The sequence below is a fragment of the Hymenobacter sp. 102 genome, assembly GCF_049949205.1.
GTDB lineage: Bacteria > Bacteroidota > Bacteroidia > Cytophagales > Hymenobacteraceae > Hymenobacter.
Map to the genome: position 1 here is coordinate 3585737 of NZ_CP188172.1, position 20643 is coordinate 3606379.

Sequence of the window (20643 nt, forward strand, 5' to 3'; positions counted from 1 at the left end):
GCATACGCTACAAGCCAACAGCAAAAGGGCAGACCCAAACTTGGGTCTGCCCTTTTGCTGTTGGCTTGTAGACAATTCACGTGGGTAATAGGTGAAAAATCCTATTCTGTTTCTTGCAACTTGCTACTCTTACTACAACTCTTTTTTGAACTGCTCGGCCCAGTAATCGGCTAGGCGGGTGGGCTCGGGGAGCTTATAGCCGCGCAGGCAGGCTAAAGTGAGCTGGGTGGCAGTGGCTTGGTCACAGCGGTGGCCGGGACTTACAAACAGCGGATTGATTTTATCCTTGCTGCGGATGACTTCGCCCAGCAGCTCACCCTGTTTATCCAGCAACGGGGAACTGCTGCCCTTGGTGAGTGCCGGCTCGGTGTAGGTGCCGGTGAGCCGCTGCTTGGCTACGCCAAAAGTGGGCAGATCCAGCTCTACACCCAGATGAGCGGCAATACCCATCCGGCGGGGATGGGCGATACCGTGGCCGTCTACCATCACCACATCGGGCTTATGCCGAAGCTTTTCGTAAGCGAGCAACAGGTTAGGCGCTTCCCGAAATGCCAGGAGACCGGGTATGTAGGGTAGTGTAACCGGCCCAACGTGGAAAACTTTCTCCACCAACTCCAGGGAAGGAAACCGCAATACCACAAAAACCGACAGTACCGTTTCGGGCGTGGGGAAGGAGGAGTCGCAGCCGGCAATGAAATTTGGCAGGTGAGGAAGCGGCTCCAGCCGAATTTGGGTACGCAACTCATCCTGCTGCCGGGTCAGGTCGCGGACGAGGAGCGGATCGGGGGCGGGGCCGGGCGGACGGTAATAGGCCATGCGGAGTACGGAGTGAGTGAGCCTGCATGTACTGGAGTTGCGGGCGGGAAGTTCCGAACCTGCCAGGGAGCCGGCCCGTTAGGATACGCTGAACTTACTGCCTTCTTTCCATGGCTAAACCTGAGCAACCAGCCCATACAGGTAGCGGCGCATTCTTCGAGCGGCGTTACTGGATAGATGTGCAACGGCCCCGCCTGACAATAGCGGAATTGCTGGACCATATCAAGTGTCACTTGCCGGACTACGCACCTGGACTACTGGCTGACTTTCAGAAAACCAAGGGCGCGGCGCACTGCCTTGCCCTGGATGACGAATTCAAGATTAAGATTCTGGGGCCCTGGAACGGTGATGTGCGCGTGACGCGGGTAACGGACGAAGGGTTTGAACTGGCCACGCTGGAAAGCCATCCGGAAGCTGGCCGCATCTGGTTCGGCCTCTGCCCCCACGCGGTACTGCCCGATACGGTGCGGTTTGAGATTCACTCCCGGGCCCGTTCCCGCGACGGCCTGGTGGCCTTTACCTACGATACGTTGGGGTTTGGCCGCCGTGTGCAGCAGCAAACCTGGGAAATATTCTGCCAGCGCGTAGTTGAGCGTAGTGGAGGGCTGCCGTTGCTGCCCGTGCAGGTAGAAACCATTAAACAAACGGCCACTGATACGCACGTAAGTCAAGATGCCTGACCACCCGCCCCTGTCCGAGGCGCAGAAAGCTCGCCTCAATGCGTACGCGCATGCCCGCTACAACTTCGACCCCGACAAAGCCGCTGACTATACGCCGGCCACCGGCTGGCGGGTGGATGATTACGAAACAGAACTGCCAGCCGAATTACCAGGGCCGGCCGAGCCGCACGGAGCCTGGGCGGCAGCCCGGGAAGTGCTGCGCAACTACACGTTTCCGCCGCCCGACCTCATCACCGGTATCTTCCTGCCCGACCAGCCGCTGGACCAGCGGGTGATGGTGCTGCGGGGACGGTTCCTGTTGTTTACCTTCTGGTTTGGGGTGCGCATTGGGGGCGTAACCGATGAAACCCGCACCCTGCCCGATGGCAGCCGGGAGCAGGTGTGGGGCTATAACTACCGCACGCTGGAAGGCCACTTCGAGCGCGGGCAGATTGAGTTTACGGTGCATAAGCAGTTGGCTACCGGGCGGGTGTGGTTTCATATTCATGCCTATTCACAAACGGGCCGCATCCGCAATCCGCTATACTGGCTGGGCTTCAGACTTTTCGGGCGGATGCTGCAGAAGCGGTTTGCCAACGAATCGGTGCGGCGGCTGCGGGAGCAGGTGGCGGAGATGCTGCGCAAAGGATGGGCTAGTCCCGCCGCAGGGCAGGCACCACCGGTGCGGGCGACTTCCTCGCACAAGGATGCGGCTGAGCAGCTGGAGCAGAATCGTTGAAGCCAGCCGGCCCCGCAACCTTGGTTGCGGGGCCGGCTGGCTTCTGTACTGGAGGATAAGCGGCGCTTACTCGGCCGGTTCGCCTCCGTTGATCATACCCGATACCAAGCCCGGCGCATCCGTTACCTCGGCCCGGAACACGCCGAAGATGTGCGCCACCACAAAGGCAATAACAGCGTACATGGATACCTCGTGGATTTCCTTGCTCAGGTGCTCAATGGAGCGGAAATAGTCCTCAAATACCAGAATCACCCCGGTTAGCACCATAACGGCCAGCACTACATAAAACATGCGGTACGAATAACGGATCAGAACGCCTTTTTTAGCCACGGCATCACCCTGGGAAGCCAGAGTCTGCAAGTGCGCTATTTTGGCCGCCGTGCGTTGGCTGCCCCGCTGCCGGAAGCTTACCAGCACGCGGTAGGCCAGCAGCAGAGAAATCAGCAGGCCCGCCCAAATGTGCCAGTCCCAGATGTGGTGGGCTACAATGCGCGTGAGGCCCCGTAGCTGGTCGGGGGCCATGACCACACCTTTTTCAGCCAGCACTTTGCTGAACTCGGGGGCCAGCTGCTTTACTTTTAGCACCACAAACAGGAAGAGAATAGTCAGGAGCTGAAACAGCACCAGGCCGGAGCTGGCCCAGTGCCAGATGCGCAAACCCAGCGAGTTGCGTTTAGGCCCGGCGGGTACCGGTGCGGAAGCGGAATAGTTGGAAGTTGCCATGGAAAAAAGAGGGGAGAATATAGGTTGAGCAGGTAAGGTAAGCGGTAATGCGCAGATTTGTGCGCCAGCCGGCCCCAGCCCAAAACATTGCGGGGCTGCCCCGGGTTATAGGGGTTCGTTCTACGATTTTCACTTCTCTCTACAACTAACTCTTATGTCAGCAGCCCAAGGCTACGCCGCCCCGGCGGCGCATGCTCCCCTCGTGCCTTTCTCCTTTGAGCGCCGCGAAGTAGGACCCCATGATGTGCGCATTGAAATTCTGTTTTGTGGCGTGTGCCACTCCGATGTGCACCAGGTGCGCGACGAATGGGGCGGTTCTATCTTCCCGATGGTGCCCGGCCACGAAATAGTGGGCCGCGTAACCGAAGTAGGTGCCCATGTAAAAGGCTTCAAAGCCGGCGACCTGGCCGGTGTGGGCTGCATGGTGGACTCCTGCCAGCACTGCGCCGAGTGCGCCGAAGGCCTGGAGCAATATTGCGACAATGGCTTCACTGGCACGTACAATGCCATCGGTAAGGATGGGCAGCCTACCTACGGCGGCTACTCCAACAGCATTGTGGTGACGGAGAAATTCGTGCTGCACGTATCCGAAAAGCTGGATCTGGCCCGCGTGGCTCCGCTGCTGTGCGCCGGTATCACCACTTGGTCGCCGCTGCGGCAGTGGAACGCCAAGGCAGGCGACCGGGTAGCCGTAATGGGCCTGGGTGGTCTGGGGCACATGGCCGTAAAGTTTGCCGCGGCTATGGGCTGCGAGGTAACTGTGCTCAGCACTTCACCTTCCAAGGAAGAAGACGCCCGCGCCCTGGGGGCCCACAAGTTTGTGGTAACCAAGGATGCCGAAGCCATGAAAGGCATCCGCAACTACTTCGACCTGATCATTAACACCGTATCGGCTCCGATGGACCTGGCGCCCTACATTAATACCTTGCGCCTGGATGGCACGATGGTGCTGCTGGGGGTACCGCCGGAAGCGCCGCAGCTGCATGCCTTCAACCTCATTGCCAAGCGCCGCCGCATTGCCGGCTCGCTCATTGGCGGCATTCAGGAAACCCAGGAAATGTTGGATTTCTGCGCCGAGCACAACGTGATGAGCGACGTGGAAGTAATCCGGATGGACTACATCAACGAAGCCTACGAGCGGATGCTCAAGTCCGACGTGAAATACCGCTTCGTGCTGGACCTGGCTACGTTGTAAGCGGCTCCGCATTCCAATAAACCAGCCGGCCCGACTGATAAATCAGTTGGGCCGGCTGTTTTTTATGCCCGTCCACTGGCCCGGCTGTGGCCTCCCGCAAACCACCTAATGATAATGACCCCAAGCAGCGCCATGGTGGCAATGGTAAGCAGATTGGAAATCAGGTTGGCGTATTCGGTGAGGTGGTAGGCGGTAACTGTCCGCTCAACGCGACCTGTGCGGTCAACCGCCGCGAAGCTCTGGGGTATCGTGAGAACTGCAGTATAGTTCTCCCCAAACTGTATTGGCGCGTAATGCCATTGCCCGGCCTAGTAAACGGCCGCCTGTAAGCTACCGCCCCCTTCAGTTTCGAAAACTACCGAGTCAGTAGCGGTAAGGAGGTAAGATACCCAGTACACTTCCTCCGAGCCCGACTGTTGCCGTGCAAGATAGTACACTCGCTCAAACCGTTGGGCTGGGTTGAGTACGGTAACCAAGCCGGGCGTGGACGCTAAAGTGCCGGGAGAAGACAAGAGTAGCTTATAGCCGCACAGCGGTAAAAACAGCAACCCAACCCCAAGGATGGCCGCCCATTTCTCCGCCGGGCTGTGCGGCTGCCGCAGTACCCGGATGAGCATAGCACATACACTGAGGTCAACAACTACAACGAGCACAACGGCCAGTAGGGGAAGTTGATAAAGCATGCGCTGAAGAAATAATAGTGCGCTATTATTCCTGCTCTACCGGATACTCAAACTCGCCTTCCAAGGTAAAGCGGCGGGCACCGCGGCCGGCCTCGCATACCTGGCAGCGGTAGGTGCCGCGCAGCCAGTGCCGCTCGGCATTTATGCCGGTTATGACTACGCTGCCCGTGTTCTGGCCGCAGGATTTGGAGTAGGCCGCCACCGGACCGAAGCGGTACGACGCGTCCCGGTTGCGCCCGCTTAGAATCTCCTGAAACGTGTAGCTGCCGGCCTGAATCGGGAACCGGTCGATGATGATCGTGAGGCCTTCCCCGTCAGGGTCGTCCTGACGGACGATGTTCAGGCGCAGCGCGTGGTCTGGGCTCAGGAAGAAGCGGGAACTGTTGGTGTCGGCGGCTACCGGCTGTCCGTTGATGCGCAGCGTAAGGTGGCGCCCCGAAGCGGCTGGGGCAGCTTGGTTGGCCGTGAGGCCGAAGGCAGGCAACAGGAGCAGAAGCGGAAGCAGGCGTTTCATACGAGGGTAGGAGCAACAATCAGCCCAGAAGATAGGCAGTTTACGCCTGCCGACCAGGATATTGCTGCAACGCCACGGCCAGGCAATCCATTGCCTGGTTAATGACGTGCTGGTTGATTACGTAGGCCATGCGTACCTGCTGACGGCCCAGGCCAGGCGTACTGTAGAAGCCGGACGCGGGCGAAATCATCAGCGTCTGGCCCTCGTGGCTGAATGCCTCCAGAAGCCACTGCGCAAACTGGTCGGCATCGTCCACGGGCAAATGGCAGATGACGTAAAAGGCCCCGTTAGGGGTAGGCACCCGCACTCCGGGCATGGCGCGCAGCCGCTGTAGCATCAGGTCACGGCGGGCCTGGTACTCTGATTTAGTATGATCAAAATAGGTTTCCGGCAGGTCGGCGGCAGCCTCGGCCAGCAGCTGGCCCAGACCCGGCGGACTCACCCGCAGTTGGGCCAGCTTGAAAAACACATCACGCAGGGCCTGGTTTTTCGTGACGATGGCCCCGATGCGTGCCCCACAGGAGCTGTAGCGCTTGGAAATGGTATCCAAGAGCACAATGTGGTCGTCGGCCCCACGCAGGTGCAGGGCACTGGTGTAATCTGTATCGTAGCAGAACTCCCGGTAGGCTTCATCCGAGAGCAGGTATAGGTTATGGCGCAGGCACAACTCCTTTAGCTGCTCCATTTCCTGGCGGCTGTACACGTAGCCGGTGGGGTTGTTGGGGCTGCAAATCAGGATGGCCTTGGTGCGGGGCGTAATCTTCTGCTCAAACTCCTGAATGGCTGGCAGGGCAAAATTATCTTCCAGATACGACGTAACCGATACTACGTGCGTACCGGTGGCCACGGCAAACGCCGAGTAGGGCCCGTAGAACGGCTCGGGCACGATGAATTCGTCGCCGGGATTGAGGCAGCCTAGCAGGGCAAACGAAATGGCTTCGCTCCCGCCCGTGGTAACAATAATATCATCGGCTGCTACGGGCAGGCCCAGACGCTGATAATACTCGGCCAGCTTGGCGCGGTAGCTGGGGTAGCCGGCCGTGGGGCTGTATTCCAGCACCTGAATGGAGGCCTGTTGCACGGCCGCCAGCATGGCGGGCGGAGTTTCAATATCGGGCTGGCCGATGTTGAGCGGATGCACCGTGAGGCCCCGCTGGCGGGCAGCCTCGGCGAAGGGAGTGAGTTTGCGGTACGGAGACGGCGGGAGGGCCGCTCCACGCTGGGACAGTTGCAGCATGGGTTTAAAGATAGGCCGCGGGAGCAGGAAACCTACGACCGGGCCTGAAAATGAGGTTCGCGCACCGAAGGCGCAACTTCCGGCCCGGCTGCGGGTTGAAGCAGCTATGCGCCCCGATTCTCAACCCGAAGTATGGCTGCGCGGCCCCCTGCCCGCTATGTCGCCGCTGCTGCAACCCATCGCCCACGCCCTGCTGCAGGCCCGGGAGGAGCTGCAGGCCGCCTTGGCTAAGTTTCCGGATGAATTGCTGGCGGCCCGGCCCGCGGGCGTAGCCTCAGTGGGCTTTCATCTGCGCCACCTGGCTGGGGTGCTGGACCGCATGCAGACCTATGCTCGCCACCAGCCGCTCAGCCCCGCGCAATTTGCCTTTCTGGCTGCCGAAAAAGATGGCCCGGCTACGCCCGACACGGTGGCCGGGCTGCTCGAGCAGTTTTCAGCGGCGGTGGAGGATATGCTACACACCTTGCAGACCACTCAGGAGAGGGTGCTGCCCGAGTTTCGGCCAGTGGGGCGGCAGGGTTTGCCCAGCACCGTGATGGGCCTGCTGGTGCACGCTGCCGAGCACACCACCCGCCACGTTGGCCAGCTGCTGGTAACGGCCCGGGTGGTGTTGCGGGACCGTACGGAGGAAGCTTAGCGGCGTAGGGCGGCTGGCAAATCGGCCCGGCGCTTGTATACCTTAATACGATAGGCCAGCGGCTGGGGCAGGGGGCAGGCAATCAGGTGCAGCACCCCGTGGTGCAGCTCCACGTTGCGTGGGTCGTAGTACTCGTCCTCGTGGGCGTTGTTGATGAGGGTGCGGTAGTTATCGGGGGTGAGTTTCCAGGGGGAGCGAGCCTGTAGGTCGGCCACAGTCCGGTAGGTATCAAAGTCTTCCCGCAGGACTAATTGCCAGCCCCGGTAGCGGAGTGGCTGTTGGGCCCTGGCCGTGAGCTGGCCGGTACCAAGCAGAAAATACAGGATAAGCCGTTTCTTCATCGGAGTTGCCCGCTCTAACGCTACAATTGGCCGAAAAAGGTACTGAGAAGAAGCCGCTGACTACGCAAACGGGCGGCTTCCTTGCCGGAAGCCGCCCGTTTGTGGCCGCGCAGATGCGCCAGCTTACTTAGTACATGGCGTCGATGCCCGATTTGTCGCCGGCCGAAAGGCCGGTGCGCTGAATGTTGAATGTAGAGCCGTCCTTCTTCACGATGGTGGGCTGGCCGTTGCTGGAAAAGGAGAACGAGCCGTACATCATGATGGAACCGAAGTCGAGCACGCCGTAGTCGGTGCCGCCGTAGCCCAGGGCCGAATACTTGGTGAAGTTGCCCTCGTAGCCCGACTGAATGTTCTGGGTGAGGATGGTCACGTAGGTGTCCCGGTCGTTGCGGGTTTGCTCGTGGAAGAGGCCCAGCGCGTGGCCGATTTCGTGGATGGTGTTGCCGGTGGTGCAGCCCGAGGCCAGGTTGATGTACTGGCGGCCACCCACCATGCCGATGTTGGAGGAGCAGCCCGAGCCCACCCGGAACGTCACGTAGTTGCTCTGGGTAGTGCGCTTCACGAAGCGGATGGGGGAGTTGGCCTGCCAGTGGGCAATGGCGTCCGTCACGCGGTTCTGACTGGGCAGGGCGGCATCAATGGTATAGTACACCACGGCTGAGGGCCAGCGGCCGGTGGTGCGGCCGGCACTGCCGGGGCGCTGCTGGCCTTCCGATGCTCCGGCCTGCTCCGCCGTGAGCAGAATGTCGCCCTCGTACACCTTCTCCCCGTTGATTTCCTGGTAGGTGATGGACTCCCCGCCCCAGGTGCCGGCTTTGGCCGCGCCCGTCTGACCGGGGTAGGCTTCCTCAGCCTTGGCTTCCTGCGCCTGCTCCAATTGGGTGGGTTGATTTTCAGTTTCCTTACTGCAACTTGCTAATGAAATAGTACCAAAAGCAGCCAATAGAGCAAATGCGGAAAATTGTGGTTTGTACATAGTGTGTAGGTTTTGGTTGTGGATAACCGAATAACGCACATCGGAAAAGAAATATTCTCACTAGGTTACAATAAAATTTTGGCATAGAAGCAGCTGTGGCTATTAAGGGACTTTTTGCAGGAGGCCACTTGGTGTTGTGCCTTTGCTATGCCGCCGCTACAGTATGCAATGGCTGGTGCATTACGCATCACCTGTCGTGCAGATTGCCCATCGGATGGTGTGTACGGAGCATACGGGCTTCTATCAACTGTTGCTGAATTTCCTGGCCGCAAAAGGCCCGTAGCTCCTGAACCTCTACGACGCGCTGGTGTCCGATACCACCGCCCAGGGCAGCCAGATGAGTGCCCAGAAAGGCAACACCGAGGAAAACCTGACGGTGCTCAACGCCCTCCACGAGCCCACGACCCACCTGTTCAGCGACGGCAAAGCCCTGTACGGCCGCTCCGACAAAGCCAAAGCCGAGGACTACACCTTCCGGCAGTTGCTGAAGCACGTGCGCCGCGAACGAAAAGCCAACCAAGCGTAATCCTTTTGGTTCGTTGCAAATGACACAGGGCACCTGGTGGGTGTCCTGTTTTTGTGTATAGAGACGCAACCTTGTGCCCGCGCGCACTCGCTCGGCTATGCCGAGTGAGGCTTACGCCTGAGGGGCTATGACCCAAATCCGGCCGCGTCGAATTGTGCCGCCGTGGCAGGCGCGCGCAGCACAGCTGCTTGTGCGTAGGCCTCACTCGGCACAGCCGAGCGAGTGCGGCCGAGCGAGTGCGGCGGCGAGAAGTAGGCGGGCAGCCGTCTCGTGTGGTGGAGGCACCGGCCTAGCCGAGCGAGTGCGGCGGCGAGTGCTGGTGACGCCAAGGTACCAGCCGCTAGAGTGGCAGCATCTGCAAGGGGCTGAAGTAGGAGGCACTACTCAGAGGATAATGCTCCGGAGCGGTGACGAGGCCGGCAGCAACGGGGTTGTTATGAATATAGTCTGCTTTCTGTCGGATAACTGCGGGTGTCCAGAGAGCAATGGGATAGGTGGTCTTTTGCCAGAACATATACTGCTCGTTCTGGCGCTGCGGGCGGGCATAATAGGCGAAGAGGCGCATCATCCATTCGCGGCGGCTCTCGTGTTCGTTTTCGGCAATGGCCTTGAGAAGTTGGCGGGCGGTGTGCGCCTTCAGGTCACGGAGTACGTCGCTGAGGTTGCCCTCTGTGCGGGCGGCAATCAGGTGGATATGACTGCTCATCACTACGTAGGCATAGAGTTCCAAGCCCTTGTGTTGCTGGCAGTACCGGAGGCTGTCGATAATGATTTGGGTGTATTGCGGCCGGATAAATACATCTACCCAGCCCACAACGGTCAGAGTCAGGAAAAACAGCCCTCCTGGGTATGCTTTACGTAGTTCGGACATATCGAAAAGATGGTATACTTAACGAATAGCTTCTACTCACCATGCAGTATTGCCGCATGCAGCCGCTTTTGCTGTCGCTCGGCTGTGCCGAGTGACGACTATGCCCAAGCAGTTGTGCTGCGCGCGCTTGCTTGTATACTGCGCAGTTTGGCGCAGGCGGATTCGGGGCATAGCCCCTCAGGCGTAGTGCTCACTCGGCATAGCCGAGCGAGTGCGGGGGTAGCCGAGCGAGTGCGGAGGCCAGCCTCCACCTCATGGGCTGGTCACGAGTTTCGCTCCGCTAAACTCGCGCCAGATGGGGGGCGTGAAGTCGGAGTTTTTTGTGTTTTCTTATTTGAATTACAAGGTTTTATGTTTGATGGGGTTGGCTTGAGAAGTCAGGATATGCACTAAAGTGGTAGTGTCGATGAAAGGCCAGCACATACATTGTGTATAGAATTCACCCACAGTTCACAGAAACATGATATATGAAAACAGATGGTAGATTCCTGCGACTCATACTGATGGCTTTCGGTACACTTGCTATACAAAGCTGTGAAACAGAAGAAAATGAGCCAGATATCCCCTATTATAAATTTACAGCAACCAATAAGGAATGGTTGAAACTAAAGAACGGGGAGAGCTGGGTTTTTGAAACTACCTCCGGTAAGCAGCAGAAATATATTATACATGGAATTAAAGAAAAAATTAAGGAAGCATATCATCCAAGTAATTTCGGGGGAATAATCAGTGGAGCATCTTCAGCAACATATTATTATGACGAAGTGGAAATAGAAATAATGAGAACTGACTCAGTAAATGATAATTTACTTGTTTTTAGGCGCGAATTGCCTACTGGAGCCGATAAACGTCATCCACCAAAAGGAGAGGGGGAATTTAAGTTTGGAGGAACTTGGAGGAATTATCGTGGTAGCGGGGTGTATGAGGGAATATATGGCAATATAAATGTTAGTCCAAATCAGGTGAATTATCAGTCGGGAACTACTTTACAGGTGAGAGGAAAAGTATACAATAATGTAATTGCCATATCTGCTACGCCGAATGGCACAGAAATTCAAAAAGCATATATTGATAATATATACTATGCGCAACAAGCGGGTGTTATTCGTATGGTGAGTAAAACGGGAGAAATCTGGGATAGAGTTCCATGAGATAGACATAAATAAAACCAAAAGAGCACCTGTTTTAAACAGGTGCTCTTTTGGTTTTAAGCAGATGAGAACGAGGCTACGGTTCTCTTACCAAGCTACTACATCCGGTTGATAATCTCGTCGCCGAACTCGGAGGTTTTCAGGAGGGTAGCGCCTTCCATCAGGCGTTCGAAGTCGTAGGTGACGCGCTTGGCGGCAATGGCGGCTTCGAGGCCTTTGTAGATGAGGTCGGCGGCTTCCTGCCAGCCTAGGTGCTCCAGCATGAGGGCGCCGGAGAGGATAACCGAGCCGGGGTTCACCTTGTCCTGGTTGGCGTACTTGGGCGCGGTGCCGTGGGTAGCCTCAAAAATGGCGTGGCCGGTGAGGTAGTTGATGTTGGCCCCGGGCGCAATGCCGATACCGCCCACAATGGCGGCCAGCGCGTCGGAGATGTAGTCGCCGTTCAGGTTCAGGGTGGCTACCACCGAGTAGTCGGCGGGGCGGAGCAGGATCTGCTGCAGGAAGGCGTCGGCAATGCTGTCCTTGATGAGGATTTTGCCGCCGTCGAGGGCTGCCTTCTGCTGGGCGTCGGCCACTTCCTGGCCCTGCTTGGCCAGCACTTTGTCGTACTGGGCCCAGGTGTACACCTTGTCGCCAAACTCCTTTTCGGCCAGCTCGTAGCCCCAGGTTTTGAACGCGCCTTCGGTGAACTTCATGATGTTGCCCTTGTGCACCAGCGTTACCGAGGGCTTTTTGTGCTCGATGGCGTACTGGATGGCGGCGCGCACGAGGCGCTCGGTGCCTTCCTTGCTCACTGGCTTGATACCGAACGAGGACGTTTCGGGGAAGCGGATTTTCTTCACGCCCATCTCATCCTGCAGGAATTCCAGCATCTTCTGGGCCTGCGGGGTGCCGTTCATGTACTCGATACCGGCGTAGATGTCCTCCGTGTTTTCGCGGAAAATCACCATGTCAGTCAGCTCAGGATGCTTCACGGGGGAGGGCACGCCCTCGAACCAGCGCACGGGGCGCACGCAGGCGTACAGATCCAGCTCCTGGCGCAGGGCCACGTTGAGGCTGCGGATGCCGCCACCCACGGGCGTGGTCAGGGGGCCTTTGATGCCCACGAGGTAGTCGCGGAAGGCATCCAGGGTTTCGTTGGGCAGCCAGTTGTTGAGCTGCTTGAATGCTTTTTCACCGGCCAGAACTTCCTTCCACACCAGCTTGCGCGAGCCGCCGTAGGCTTTCTCTACTGCCGCGTTGAACACGCGCACGGAAGCCGCCCAAATATCCGGACCCGTACCGTCGCCTTCAATGAACGGGATGATGGGTTGATCGGGCACATTCAGCTTGCCGTTCTTGATGGTGATTTTCTCTGCCATTGTTGAAAAGGTACTTAGGTACTATAGGGTTGTAGTTGAATGGGGCCGCCCCGTCATCCTGAGCGAAGCGAAGGACCTTATCACGTTGGCTGCTCATTGAACAACTTGTTCTGACGTGGTAAGGTCCTTCGCTCCGCTCAGGATGACAGGCGGCGTCAGTACCCGAAAATCTCTTTCAGGGTAAGTTGCTGGACCTGGCCGTACTTGGCCAGCTCCTTGAAATTGAGGCGGTCTTTGCTGCCGATGACCAGGATGGTCTGGGGCTGGCCTTTCACGCGGGCCTGCTGGAATTTGAGCAGGTCCTGGAAGCTCATGTTGGGCGTCTGCTCGTACACGTCGCGGCGCAGGTCGTAGTCGAGGCCCAGGCGCTTGGCCCGCTCGTAGCTGAACAGGATGTCCGACTTGGTGATGCGCTCCGTGGCAATGCTGTTGCGGATGGCGTCCTTGGCGATTTGCAGGTTAGCCTCGGCGGCGGGCATATCGTTGAGCAGGGTGTTCATGCCGGCCATGGCCTCGGGCAGCTTGTCGCTCTGGGTGCCGATGTAGCTGAGGTTGTAGGAGCTGCGGCCGGCCTTATCGGCCGAGGCAAAGCGCGAGGAAGCCGAGTAGGCCAGGGCCTTCGACTCGCGCAATTCCTGGAACACGATGCTGCCCATGCTGCCCCCGAAGTACTCGTTGTAGAGGCTGGTGGTGGGCACCAAACCCTTGTCGTACACGGGGCCTTTGCTCAGGAACAGGATTTCGGCCTGCACCATGTTGTAATCCACCCAGTACACCTTGCGCTCCGTCAGCGGCTGCTCGGCAAAGTCCTTGGCGGCCGGGGTAGGAGTGAGCCTGGCGGGCGTTTTGTGCAGTTGATTCAAAGACCAAAGCAAACCGGGCAATACCACACGGTTTTCGGGCTTCTGCGTTTGGTCGCCTTTGATTACCCCCAGTTCGGCAGAGTCAGCTTTACGCGGCCCGTAGTACAGCACGCGGTGCTGGTAGGTAGGGAGCTTCTGGATGAGGCTGGTGAGCTGCTCGGGCTTCAGGGCCTTCAGCTCTTTCTCACTTAGCTGCGTGGTGAAGGGGTTTTTCGCGCCGTACTTGGCGTAGTTCACCAGGGCCTGGTTCAGAATCACACCTTTGTTGAGCTTGGCATCCTGGCGGGCTTTCAGCACCCCGGCCACCATGTTCTGCAACGCGGCAGCATCAGGCTTGGGCGCGGCCAGCAGGCTCTCGAACAGTTCCAGCGCTTTTTCGAAGTTGCTGTCGAGGCCGGAAAGGCTCACGTAGGTGCGGTCCTGGCCGCTTTGTACGGCGAAGGAGCAGCCCAGCTTGTAGAACTCCTGCTGGAGCTGGGCGGCGGTGTACTTGCCGGTGCCCAGGTACTGCAGGTAGTCGGTGGCGAGGCCCAGCTTGGGGTCGTTGTTCGTGCCCAAATCGAGCACGTAGTACAGGTTGAAGAGGTTGTTTTCCGAGTTATGGGTGTAGTACACCGGCACGCCCGAAGCCAGCTTAGTTTCCTGAATGTCCTTTTTGTAATCGAGGAACACCGGCTGCAAAGCGGGGGAGGACTTGGCCGTTACCTGCTTGTAGAAGTCGGAGGCCACCTCGCGGTTCACGGGCACGGGCGTAATGGCGGGCTTCACCACCTTCACCTTGTTGGGGTCCTGGCCGGTGCGCTTGTACACCAGGGCGTAGCCGGGGCCGTAGTACTGGTTGGCCACGCGCATCACTTCCTCCTTGGTGATGGTGCCGAAGTCGTCCGTTTGCTTAAGGTAGTCCTTCCAGTCCGCGCGGGCTACGAAAGCCGCCACGAAAGCGCCGGCGCGGGCCTCGTTGCTCTCGTAGCTCTTGGTGCGCTGGAGCTGCTCGTTGTTGATGATGGCCGGAATCAGCCACTCCGGGAAGTCGCCCTTTTTTACCTTGGTCAGTTCGGCCAGCAGCAGGTCGCGCACCTGCTCCAGCTTCTGGCCCTGGCGGGGCGTGGCGTAGAGGATGTGCGAGGAGTAGTCGTTGTTGATGTCGGTGAACGAGGCGGCGCTCAGTACGGCCTGCTTCTGGTTCAGATCGAGGTCAATCAGCCCGGCCTGGCCGTTGCTCAGGATTTTATCGATCATGCGCAGCACCAGGGCCTCGCGGGTGTTAGTGCCGGGCAGGCGGAAGCCGAGCATCACGTTTTCGGCGTCGGGGCCCAGCACCTGCTTCACGATGGGGGCGGTGATGGGGGCTTCCTGGGCGGGCGTGAAGGCCGGCACGGGCTTACGCTGCAGCTTGCCGAAATACTGGTCAATCACCCGGATGGTCTGGTCGTAGTCCAGGTCGCCACTCAGGCACAAAGCCACGTTATTCGGCACGTAGTACTGCCCGAAATACTTCTTGATTTCGGTAATGGACGGGTTTTGCAGGTGGTCGATGGTCCCGATGGTGGTCTGGGTGCCGTACTCGTGCTTCTGGTAGAGGCTGGCGCTCAGCGCCTCGTATTCCTTGCGGAAGTCGGAGTCGAGGCCCCGGTTTTTCTCCTCGTACACGGCCTCCAGCTCGGTGTGGAACAGGCGCGGCACCATTTCGCCGAGGCGCTCGGCCTGCACGGCGGCCCACTTCTCCAGCTGGTTGCTCGGAATGTCCTCCTGGTACACCGTCTGCTCCACGGAGGTGTAGGCGTTGGAACCCTTGGCCCCGATGGCACCCATCACCTTGTCGTACTCGTTGGCCACGGCGTATTTGGCCGCCACGCCCGAAATCGAGTCGATCTGGTGGTAGGTGCGTTTGCGGGCGGCGGGGTCGTTGCGCTGGGCGCGGTACTGCTCGTAGAGGGCCTCAATCTTGTCCAGTTCCACTTTCTCCGCGGCCCAGTTCTGGGTGCCCAGCCGGGAAGTGCCCTTGAACACCATGTGCTCCAGGTAGTGGGCCAGGCCGGTGGCGGTGCTGGGGTCGTTTTTGGAGCCGGCCCGCACGGCCAGGTAGGTCTGAATGCGAGGGGCGTCCTTGTAGTCGGAGAGGTAAACGGTCAGGCCGTTATCGAGGGTGTAGATGCGGGCTTTCAGCGGGTCGCCTTCTACCGTCTGGTATTTGTATTCTTTCTGCTGCGAAGCGGGGCTGGCGGCGGTTTCCGTGGCCGGGGCGGCGGCAGTGGCCGCCGGTTTACTGGTCTGGCACTGAGTAAGACCGAGCGTCGCCAGGGCCGGAACGAGGAGCAGCAGAGGTTTTTTCACGGGAAAGCGGACGCGGAAAGCAGAGCGGGAAAAGGATAAGGGCCAAAGATAGGCCGCCCCCCCGGGAATAAAAAGCGCAGTTTGGCCCCCTCGCCCGCAAAGTGCGGAAAATTGCGTATGAGCGGATTACTGATTCCGCGGATTTATCACGGATTTCGAGGACGAAGCGCCGGGGCACAACGCCTTTGCTTCGCGCACTATTGATCCGAACTCGGTATCCTCTGGCAATAAAGATTTCCGGGCGAAACAGCCGCCAACAACATGCCAGGCAAAGGCCGTGGTGCTACGCCTTGCCGTCCACAAAATCCGACCAATCCGTCTAAAATCCGTGAGCTAGTCCACGTCCAGGCCCAGGCGCTGCTTCATTTCACCCAGGGCGGGGTACTTCTCCATCAGGTACTCCATGCGGTCAGAGGAGGTGTAGAGCTTGCGGCCGGTTTCCACGCGCTCCACAATTTCCACCTGTACGCTCAGGCGAGGGTAGCCGGTGCGGCGACGCAACTCGCCCAGCAGCTCAGCGCGCATTTCATTGAACTGGTCTTCCTGCACGGGGTTATCCACGCGCAGCACAATCAGGTGCTGCTCATTGGCCTGCACGGGGCGGTTCAGTAAGCTGTACTGGCTGGGGCTGATGGCTTTGCGTTCCTCCTTCAGCTCGTTCCATACGCGCTGGAGCACCTCGTCGTTGATGGCAGGCAGGCCGGTGACGGGGCCGCTGGGCTCGGCCTCCGTGGCGGCTTTGCCGGCGGCGGCTTTCTGCTCCAGCTGGGCTTTCATGGCATTCAGACTACCCAGACCGGGCAGCTTGGTGCCTACCTTGCCGGTTACCAGGCCCGGGCGGGGCGGGGGCAGGGGGGCGGCCGTTACGGCTGCCTGCCCCGGCTCGTGGCCGGCAATGCTGGGCCGCCCGATTTCCACGTGCGGCACTGAGTCGCGCAGCTGGGGCGTGGCGGGCATCTGGGTAGCCGCTTCATCCTCGATGCTGGGCGTGTCGTGCAGCTCCTCTACGCCGCTTTCCACCGGCACAATGGGCTCCGGGTCGGCGGGGGCGTGGACGATGGGTGGTTGGGTAGTTTGGTTGCTGGGTGGTTGGGTTGTTGGAGCCGCATTGTACACTGCCGGAGCTTCGGCCGTACCGTCGGCTACGAGGCGGCCGTTAGCGGCGGGGGCCAGCGGCGGGTCCGATGGTGGTGCTGCTACCGGGGCGGGGGCTACGGCTGGGCTAGGACTTTTTTTTTTCGCCTCGCCGTTGGCGGCAGGTAGGGCCGCGCCGCCCTGCAGGTCGCGGGCAAACTGCACGGCGCTGTTGAGGTAGGCCAGCTTCATGAGCGTGAGCTCTACGTGCAGGCGCTGGTTTTTGGCCTGTTTGAACTCCCGGTCGCAGAGGCTCACCAGGTTCAGGGCCGAAAGCAGGAAGGGCAGGGGCGCTGCCTGAGCCTGCTGCACGTAGCGGCTGCGGATGTTGTCGGACACTTCCAGCAGCTGCACCGTCACGGGGTCTTTGCACACCAGCAGGCCGCGCAGGTGCTCGGCCGCGCCCACCACAAAGTTGTGCAGGTCGAAACCCTGCTGCATTACCTCGTCCAGCAGCAGCAGCGTGGCACTCAGGTTTTCGCTCAGCAGGGCGTCAATCAGCCGGAAATAGTACTCGTAATCCAGAATGTGCAGGTTCTGCACCACGTCCTGGTAGCGCAGGTTCTGGCCCGAGAAGGTCACCATCTGGTCGAACATGCTCAGGGCATCGCGCAGGCCGCCGTCGGCCTTCTGGGCCAGCAGGTGCAGGGCGTCGTCTTCGGCCTGAATGTGCTCCTGGGTGGCCACGTAGCGCAGGTGGTTGCGCATATCGTCCACCTTGATGCGGTTGAAGTCGAAGATCTGACACCGCGAGAGAATAGTGGGGATAATCTTGTGCCGCTCGGTGGTAGCCAGGATGAAGATGGCGTAGCTCGGCGGCTCTTCCAGCGTCTTCAGAAACGCGTTGAAGGCCGCATTCGAGAGCATGTGCACTTCGTCGATGATGTACACCTTGAAGCGGCCTTGCTGCGGGGCGTAGCGCACCTGCTCCACCAGACTGCGGATGTCTTCCACCGAGTTGTTGGAGGCCGCATCCAGCTCGTGCACGTTGAACGAGGCGTTTTCCTGGAAGGCCCGGCAGGAGGCGCACTTGCCGCAGGCTTCCAGCTCGAAGGGCGTGTTGTCGGGGTCAGCGGCGGCCAGCAGCGCGTCGGGCACAATGTCGGGCTGGGCTTTGATCAGTTCCGAAACCGGCCGGCTTTTGCGCACGTGCTCCTCCACGAACTCGCAGTTGATGGTTTTGGCCAGAATCCGGGCGCAGGTGGTTTTGCCCACGCCCCGGGGGCCGCAGAACAGAAACGCCTGGGCCAGATGCTGCGAGGCAATGGCGTTCTGCAGGGTGGTGGTGACGTGCTGCTGCCCCACCACGCTGCGAAACGTGGCCGGGCGGTACTTCCGGGCCGAAACGACAAAATTTTCCATACGAGCTAGGGGCAAAGATACGCAACCGCCCGCCCGATTCCGCCCGGCTGCCGCCACCAGCTGCCGGATTTACCACCGGAATACAGCTGCCTGTTTAGGTACACTATTATGTAATTATGATTATATTTAATAGAATTTATTTTCTATTTATGCGCCGTTGCGTTGCGACCTGTAGAGTGCCCGTCAGGTGTGCTGGTCTTTCTTCTGTAAAGGAATAACCGGCTGATTGGGTGAGAATTGGGGCAATGCAGCCGGCCCCGCAATAAAGGTGCTGCTGATTGTTTTGTTTCCCTTACTCGTTTTCCGCATGAAACACCCCGTTCTGTTGCCGCTGCTGGGCAGCCTGCTGCTGAGTACCGCCGCCCTGGCCCAGCCATCCGTGCCCGCCGCGCCCACGGGGCCGGCTTCCGATACTTATTTTGGGGTGAAGGTGGACGACCCCTACCGCAACCTTGAGAATCTGCAGGACCCGGCGGTGGCTGCCTGGATGAAGGCCCAGAGCGAGTATGCGCGTCGCACCCTGAACGCTATTCCGGGCCGGCAAGGACTCATCGACCAGATGGTGGCAATGGACAAGCGCAAGGCCGCCCGCGTAACCGACCTGCGCGTGGCCGACAACGACCGGTATTTCTACTACAAATCCCGCCCCCAGGACCAGCAGCCCAAGCTCTACTGCCGCGACGGGTACAAAGGCGCAGAAGTGTTGCTCTTCGACCCCGAAGCTTACGAAAAAGGCAAGGTGTATAACATCAACGGCTTTGCGCCCAGCCCCGATGGCTCCAAGGTGTCGTTCGGCATCAGCGAGAAAGGCACCGAGCTGGGCAGTACGCTGATTCTGGACGTGAAGACCCGCAAGCTTTTCCCCGAGCAGATTCCGCTGAACCGGGGCGGCGGCGAGTGGCTGCCCGACAACCAGACCCTGGCCTACCTGCCCTTCAACAACGGTGACCTGAAGGACATGGCCGCCCGCCAGAATACTCAGTGCCGCCTGCACCGCCTGGGTACGCCCGTGGCGCAGGACCAGGTGGTGTTTTCCAGCCAGCTCTACCCCCAGCTCGGCATCAAGCCCTCCGACTACCCCTACGCCGGCATTGACCGGGACACGAAGCTGGCCTACGGCTTCCTGTATTCTGTGGACCGCTACCTGAACGTCTTCTATGCCCCGGCGGCAACTCTCACCAAGCCCAATATCCCGTGGCAGCCCCTGTTCCGGCCCGCCGATGAGGTGACTAATTTCGTGACCGACGAGCAGCACATCTACTTCGTGACGTCGCGCAATACGCCCCGGCAGAAGCTCATGCGCATGCCCGCCGCCCGCCCCGACGTAGCCGCGGCCGAAGTGCTGGTACCCGAAAGCACCGATGAATCCATCGTGGACGAGCAGTTAAAGACCACCAAGGACGGCGTGTATTTTGTGCGCAGCCGCAACGGGGTGGAGGCCCGGCTGTATTTCGTGCCCCGGGGCAGCAAGGCCGCGCAGGAGCTGAAGCTGCCCCGCGCCGCCGGCCGCATCGAGCTGACCAGCAAAAACGCGCAGTCGTCGGATGTGTGGGTGACGCTGGGCGGCTGGACCACTGACCGGCAGCGCTACCGCTACAGCCCGACCAGCGGCAAGTTCACGCCCGAGCCGTTATCGTCGGAGGCACAGTACCCGGAGTTTGCCGGGCTGGTGGTGGAGGAAGTTCTGGTGCCCTCGCACGACGGGGTGAAGGTGCCGCTGTCGTTGATGTATCCGAAGGGCCTGAAGCGCGACGCTTCGGCACCGGTGCTGATGGTGGGCTATGGGGCGTATTCCATTTCCATGGAGCCTACGTTTATGCCGCCGTTCCTGCTGTGGGCGCAGCAGGGCGGTATTCTGGCCGTTCCGCACGTGCGGGGCGGGGGCGAGCTGGGTGAGGCCTGGCACAAGGCCGGCCAGAAAGCCACCAAGCCCAACACCTGGAAAGACCTTATTGCCTGCGCCGAGTACCTGACCAAAAACAGCTACACCGCGCCCGGTAAAATTGCTATCAATGGCGGCAGCGCCGGCGGCATCCTCATCGGCCGGGCCATGACCGAGCGGCCCGACCTGTTTGCCGCCGCCATGCCGGAAGTGGGCTGCCTGAACGCCGTGCGCATGGAAAACTCGCCCAACGGCCCCGTCAACGTGCCCGAGTTCGGCACCATGACCAAGGAAGACGAGGCCAAGGCTTTATTGGAAATGGACGCCTACCACCACCTCAAGCCCGGCACCCAGTACCCCGCCACCCTCGTCACGGCCGGCTTCAACGACCCGCGCGTGATTGCCTGGCAGCCGGCCAAGTTTGCGGCGCGCCTGCAGGCCAGCAACGCCGGCAGCCGGCCCGTCCTGTTCTTCACCGATTACGAAGCCGGCCACGGCATGGGCGACTCCCGCCTCAAGCAGTTCGAAAGCATTGCCGACCTGATGGCCTTCGGCCTGTGGCAAACCGGTGCCCCCGCCTTCCAGCCCGATAAGGTAGCCGTGAAATAGCCGCCTGTCATGCAGACCCAAAGGCGAAGC

The 20643-nt window shown here is 59.8% G+C and carries 18 protein-coding genes; 7 read left to right on the forward strand and 11 right to left on the reverse strand.

Annotation, left to right across the window (positions count from 1 at the left end):
- Positions 1-132: 132 nt before the first annotated feature.
- Positions 133-816, reverse strand: a complete 684-nt coding sequence (gene nfi / locus ACN19L_RS15455; RefSeq protein WP_426490372.1) for a deoxyribonuclease V — start codon at positions 814-816, stop codon at positions 133-135.
- Positions 817-926: 110 nt separating this feature from the next.
- Here nfi and ACN19L_RS15460 point away from each other — a divergent pair, with 110 nt between their 5' ends.
- A complete protein-coding gene (locus tag ACN19L_RS15460; RefSeq protein WP_426490373.1) occupies positions 927-1496 on the forward strand; it encodes a DUF1990 family protein in 570 nt (189 codons plus the stop codon).
- A complete protein-coding gene (locus tag ACN19L_RS15465) occupies positions 1489-2214 on the forward strand; it encodes a DUF1990 domain-containing protein (RefSeq protein ID WP_426490374.1) in 726 nt (241 codons plus the stop codon). Before ACN19L_RS15460 ends, ACN19L_RS15465 begins: the two co-directional genes overlap by 8 nt.
- A gap of 66 nt (positions 2215-2280) precedes the next feature.
- Here ACN19L_RS15465 and ACN19L_RS15470 read toward each other — a convergent pair whose 3' ends face one another.
- Positions 2281-2937 carry a cytochrome b/b6 domain-containing protein gene (locus ACN19L_RS15470; protein WP_426490375.1) on the reverse strand — a complete coding sequence of 219 codons (657 nt, stop codon included), beginning with the start codon at positions 2935-2937 and terminating at the stop codon, positions 2281-2283.
- Between the two features lie 154 nt (positions 2938-3091).
- Here ACN19L_RS15470 and ACN19L_RS15475 point away from each other — a divergent pair, with 154 nt between their 5' ends.
- The gene (locus ACN19L_RS15475) at positions 3092-4132 is read left to right on the forward strand and encodes an NAD(P)-dependent alcohol dehydrogenase (RefSeq protein WP_426490376.1); all 1041 of its coding nucleotides are present in this window, start codon (positions 3092-3094) and stop codon (positions 4130-4132) included.
- 308 nt (positions 4133-4440) lie between these two features.
- Here ACN19L_RS15475 and ACN19L_RS15480 read toward each other — a convergent pair whose 3' ends face one another.
- The 3 genes from ACN19L_RS15480 to ACN19L_RS15490 are packed head-to-tail and all read right to left on the reverse strand — an operon-like array spanning position 4441 to position 6566.
- Positions 4441-4815: a hypothetical protein gene (locus ACN19L_RS15480; RefSeq protein ID WP_426490377.1), complete on the reverse strand. Its 375-nt coding sequence runs from the start codon at positions 4813-4815 to the stop codon at positions 4441-4443.
- A 25-nt stretch (positions 4816-4840) separates the two neighbouring features.
- Positions 4841-5329: a hypothetical protein gene (locus tag ACN19L_RS15485; RefSeq protein WP_426490378.1), complete on the reverse strand. Its 489-nt coding sequence runs from the start codon at positions 5327-5329 to the stop codon at positions 4841-4843.
- Between the two features lie 40 nt (positions 5330-5369).
- Positions 5370-6566 carry a pyridoxal phosphate-dependent aminotransferase gene (locus ACN19L_RS15490; RefSeq protein WP_426490379.1) on the reverse strand — a complete coding sequence of 399 codons (1197 nt, stop codon included), beginning with the start codon at positions 6564-6566 and terminating at the stop codon, positions 5370-5372.
- Between the two features lie 106 nt (positions 6567-6672).
- On the opposite strand from ACN19L_RS15490, the gene ACN19L_RS15495 reads away from it, so the two are divergent.
- Entirely contained in the window at positions 6673-7203 is a 531-nt protein-coding gene (locus ACN19L_RS15495) for a DinB family protein (RefSeq protein ID WP_426490380.1), read from the forward strand.
- On the opposite strand, the gene ACN19L_RS15500 is transcribed toward ACN19L_RS15495, so the two are convergent.
- Positions 7200-7544 carry a hypothetical protein gene (locus ACN19L_RS15500; RefSeq protein ID WP_426490381.1) on the reverse strand — a complete coding sequence of 115 codons (345 nt, stop codon included), beginning with the start codon at positions 7542-7544 and terminating at the stop codon, positions 7200-7202. The genes ACN19L_RS15495 and ACN19L_RS15500 overlap by 4 nt on opposite strands.
- A 127-nt stretch (positions 7545-7671) precedes the next feature.
- Positions 7672-8421: a M12 family metallopeptidase gene (locus ACN19L_RS15505; RefSeq protein WP_426490382.1), complete on the reverse strand. Its 750-nt coding sequence runs from the start codon at positions 8419-8421 to the stop codon at positions 7672-7674.
- Between the two features lie 406 nt (positions 8422-8827).
- Here ACN19L_RS15505 and ACN19L_RS15510 point away from each other — a divergent pair, with 406 nt between their 5' ends.
- Positions 8828-9046: a hypothetical protein gene (locus tag ACN19L_RS15510; RefSeq protein WP_426490383.1), complete on the forward strand. Its 219-nt coding sequence runs from the start codon at positions 8828-8830 to the stop codon at positions 9044-9046.
- 340 nt (positions 9047-9386) lie between these two features.
- Here ACN19L_RS15510 and ACN19L_RS15515 read toward each other — a convergent pair whose 3' ends face one another.
- Positions 9387-9917: an REP-associated tyrosine transposase gene (locus tag ACN19L_RS15515; RefSeq protein ID WP_426490384.1), complete on the reverse strand. Its 531-nt coding sequence runs from the start codon at positions 9915-9917 to the stop codon at positions 9387-9389.
- A gap of 503 nt (positions 9918-10420) precedes the next feature.
- Between ACN19L_RS15515 and ACN19L_RS15520 the strand changes: the two genes are divergently transcribed.
- Positions 10421-11068, forward strand: coding sequence for a hypothetical protein (locus tag ACN19L_RS15520; protein WP_426490385.1), 648 nt, complete (start codon positions 10421-10423; stop codon positions 11066-11068).
- 98 nt (positions 11069-11166) lie between these two features.
- Here the strand turns inward: ACN19L_RS15520 and icd are convergent, their stop codons facing one another.
- The 3 genes from icd to dnaX all read right to left on the reverse strand — a co-directional run bounded on the left by icd (position 11167) and on the right by dnaX (position 18122).
- A complete protein-coding gene (gene icd / locus ACN19L_RS15525) occupies positions 11167-12429 on the reverse strand; it encodes an NADP-dependent isocitrate dehydrogenase (RefSeq protein ID WP_426490386.1) in 1263 nt (420 codons plus the stop codon).
- Positions 12430-12584: 155 nt separating this feature from the next.
- Entirely contained in the window at positions 12585-15626 is a 3042-nt protein-coding gene (locus tag ACN19L_RS15530; protein WP_426490387.1) for a M16 family metallopeptidase, read from the reverse strand.
- A gap of 333 nt (positions 15627-15959) precedes the next feature.
- Positions 15960-18122, reverse strand: a complete 2163-nt coding sequence (dnaX, locus tag ACN19L_RS15535) for a DNA polymerase III subunit gamma/tau (protein ID WP_426490388.1) — start codon at positions 18120-18122, stop codon at positions 15960-15962.
- Positions 18123-18429: 307 nt separating this feature from the next.
- On the opposite strand from dnaX, the gene ACN19L_RS15540 reads away from it, so the two are divergent.
- A complete protein-coding gene (locus ACN19L_RS15540; RefSeq protein ID WP_426490389.1) occupies positions 18430-20613 on the forward strand; it encodes a prolyl oligopeptidase family serine peptidase in 2184 nt (727 codons plus the stop codon).
- Positions 20614-20643 lie beyond the last annotated feature (30 nt).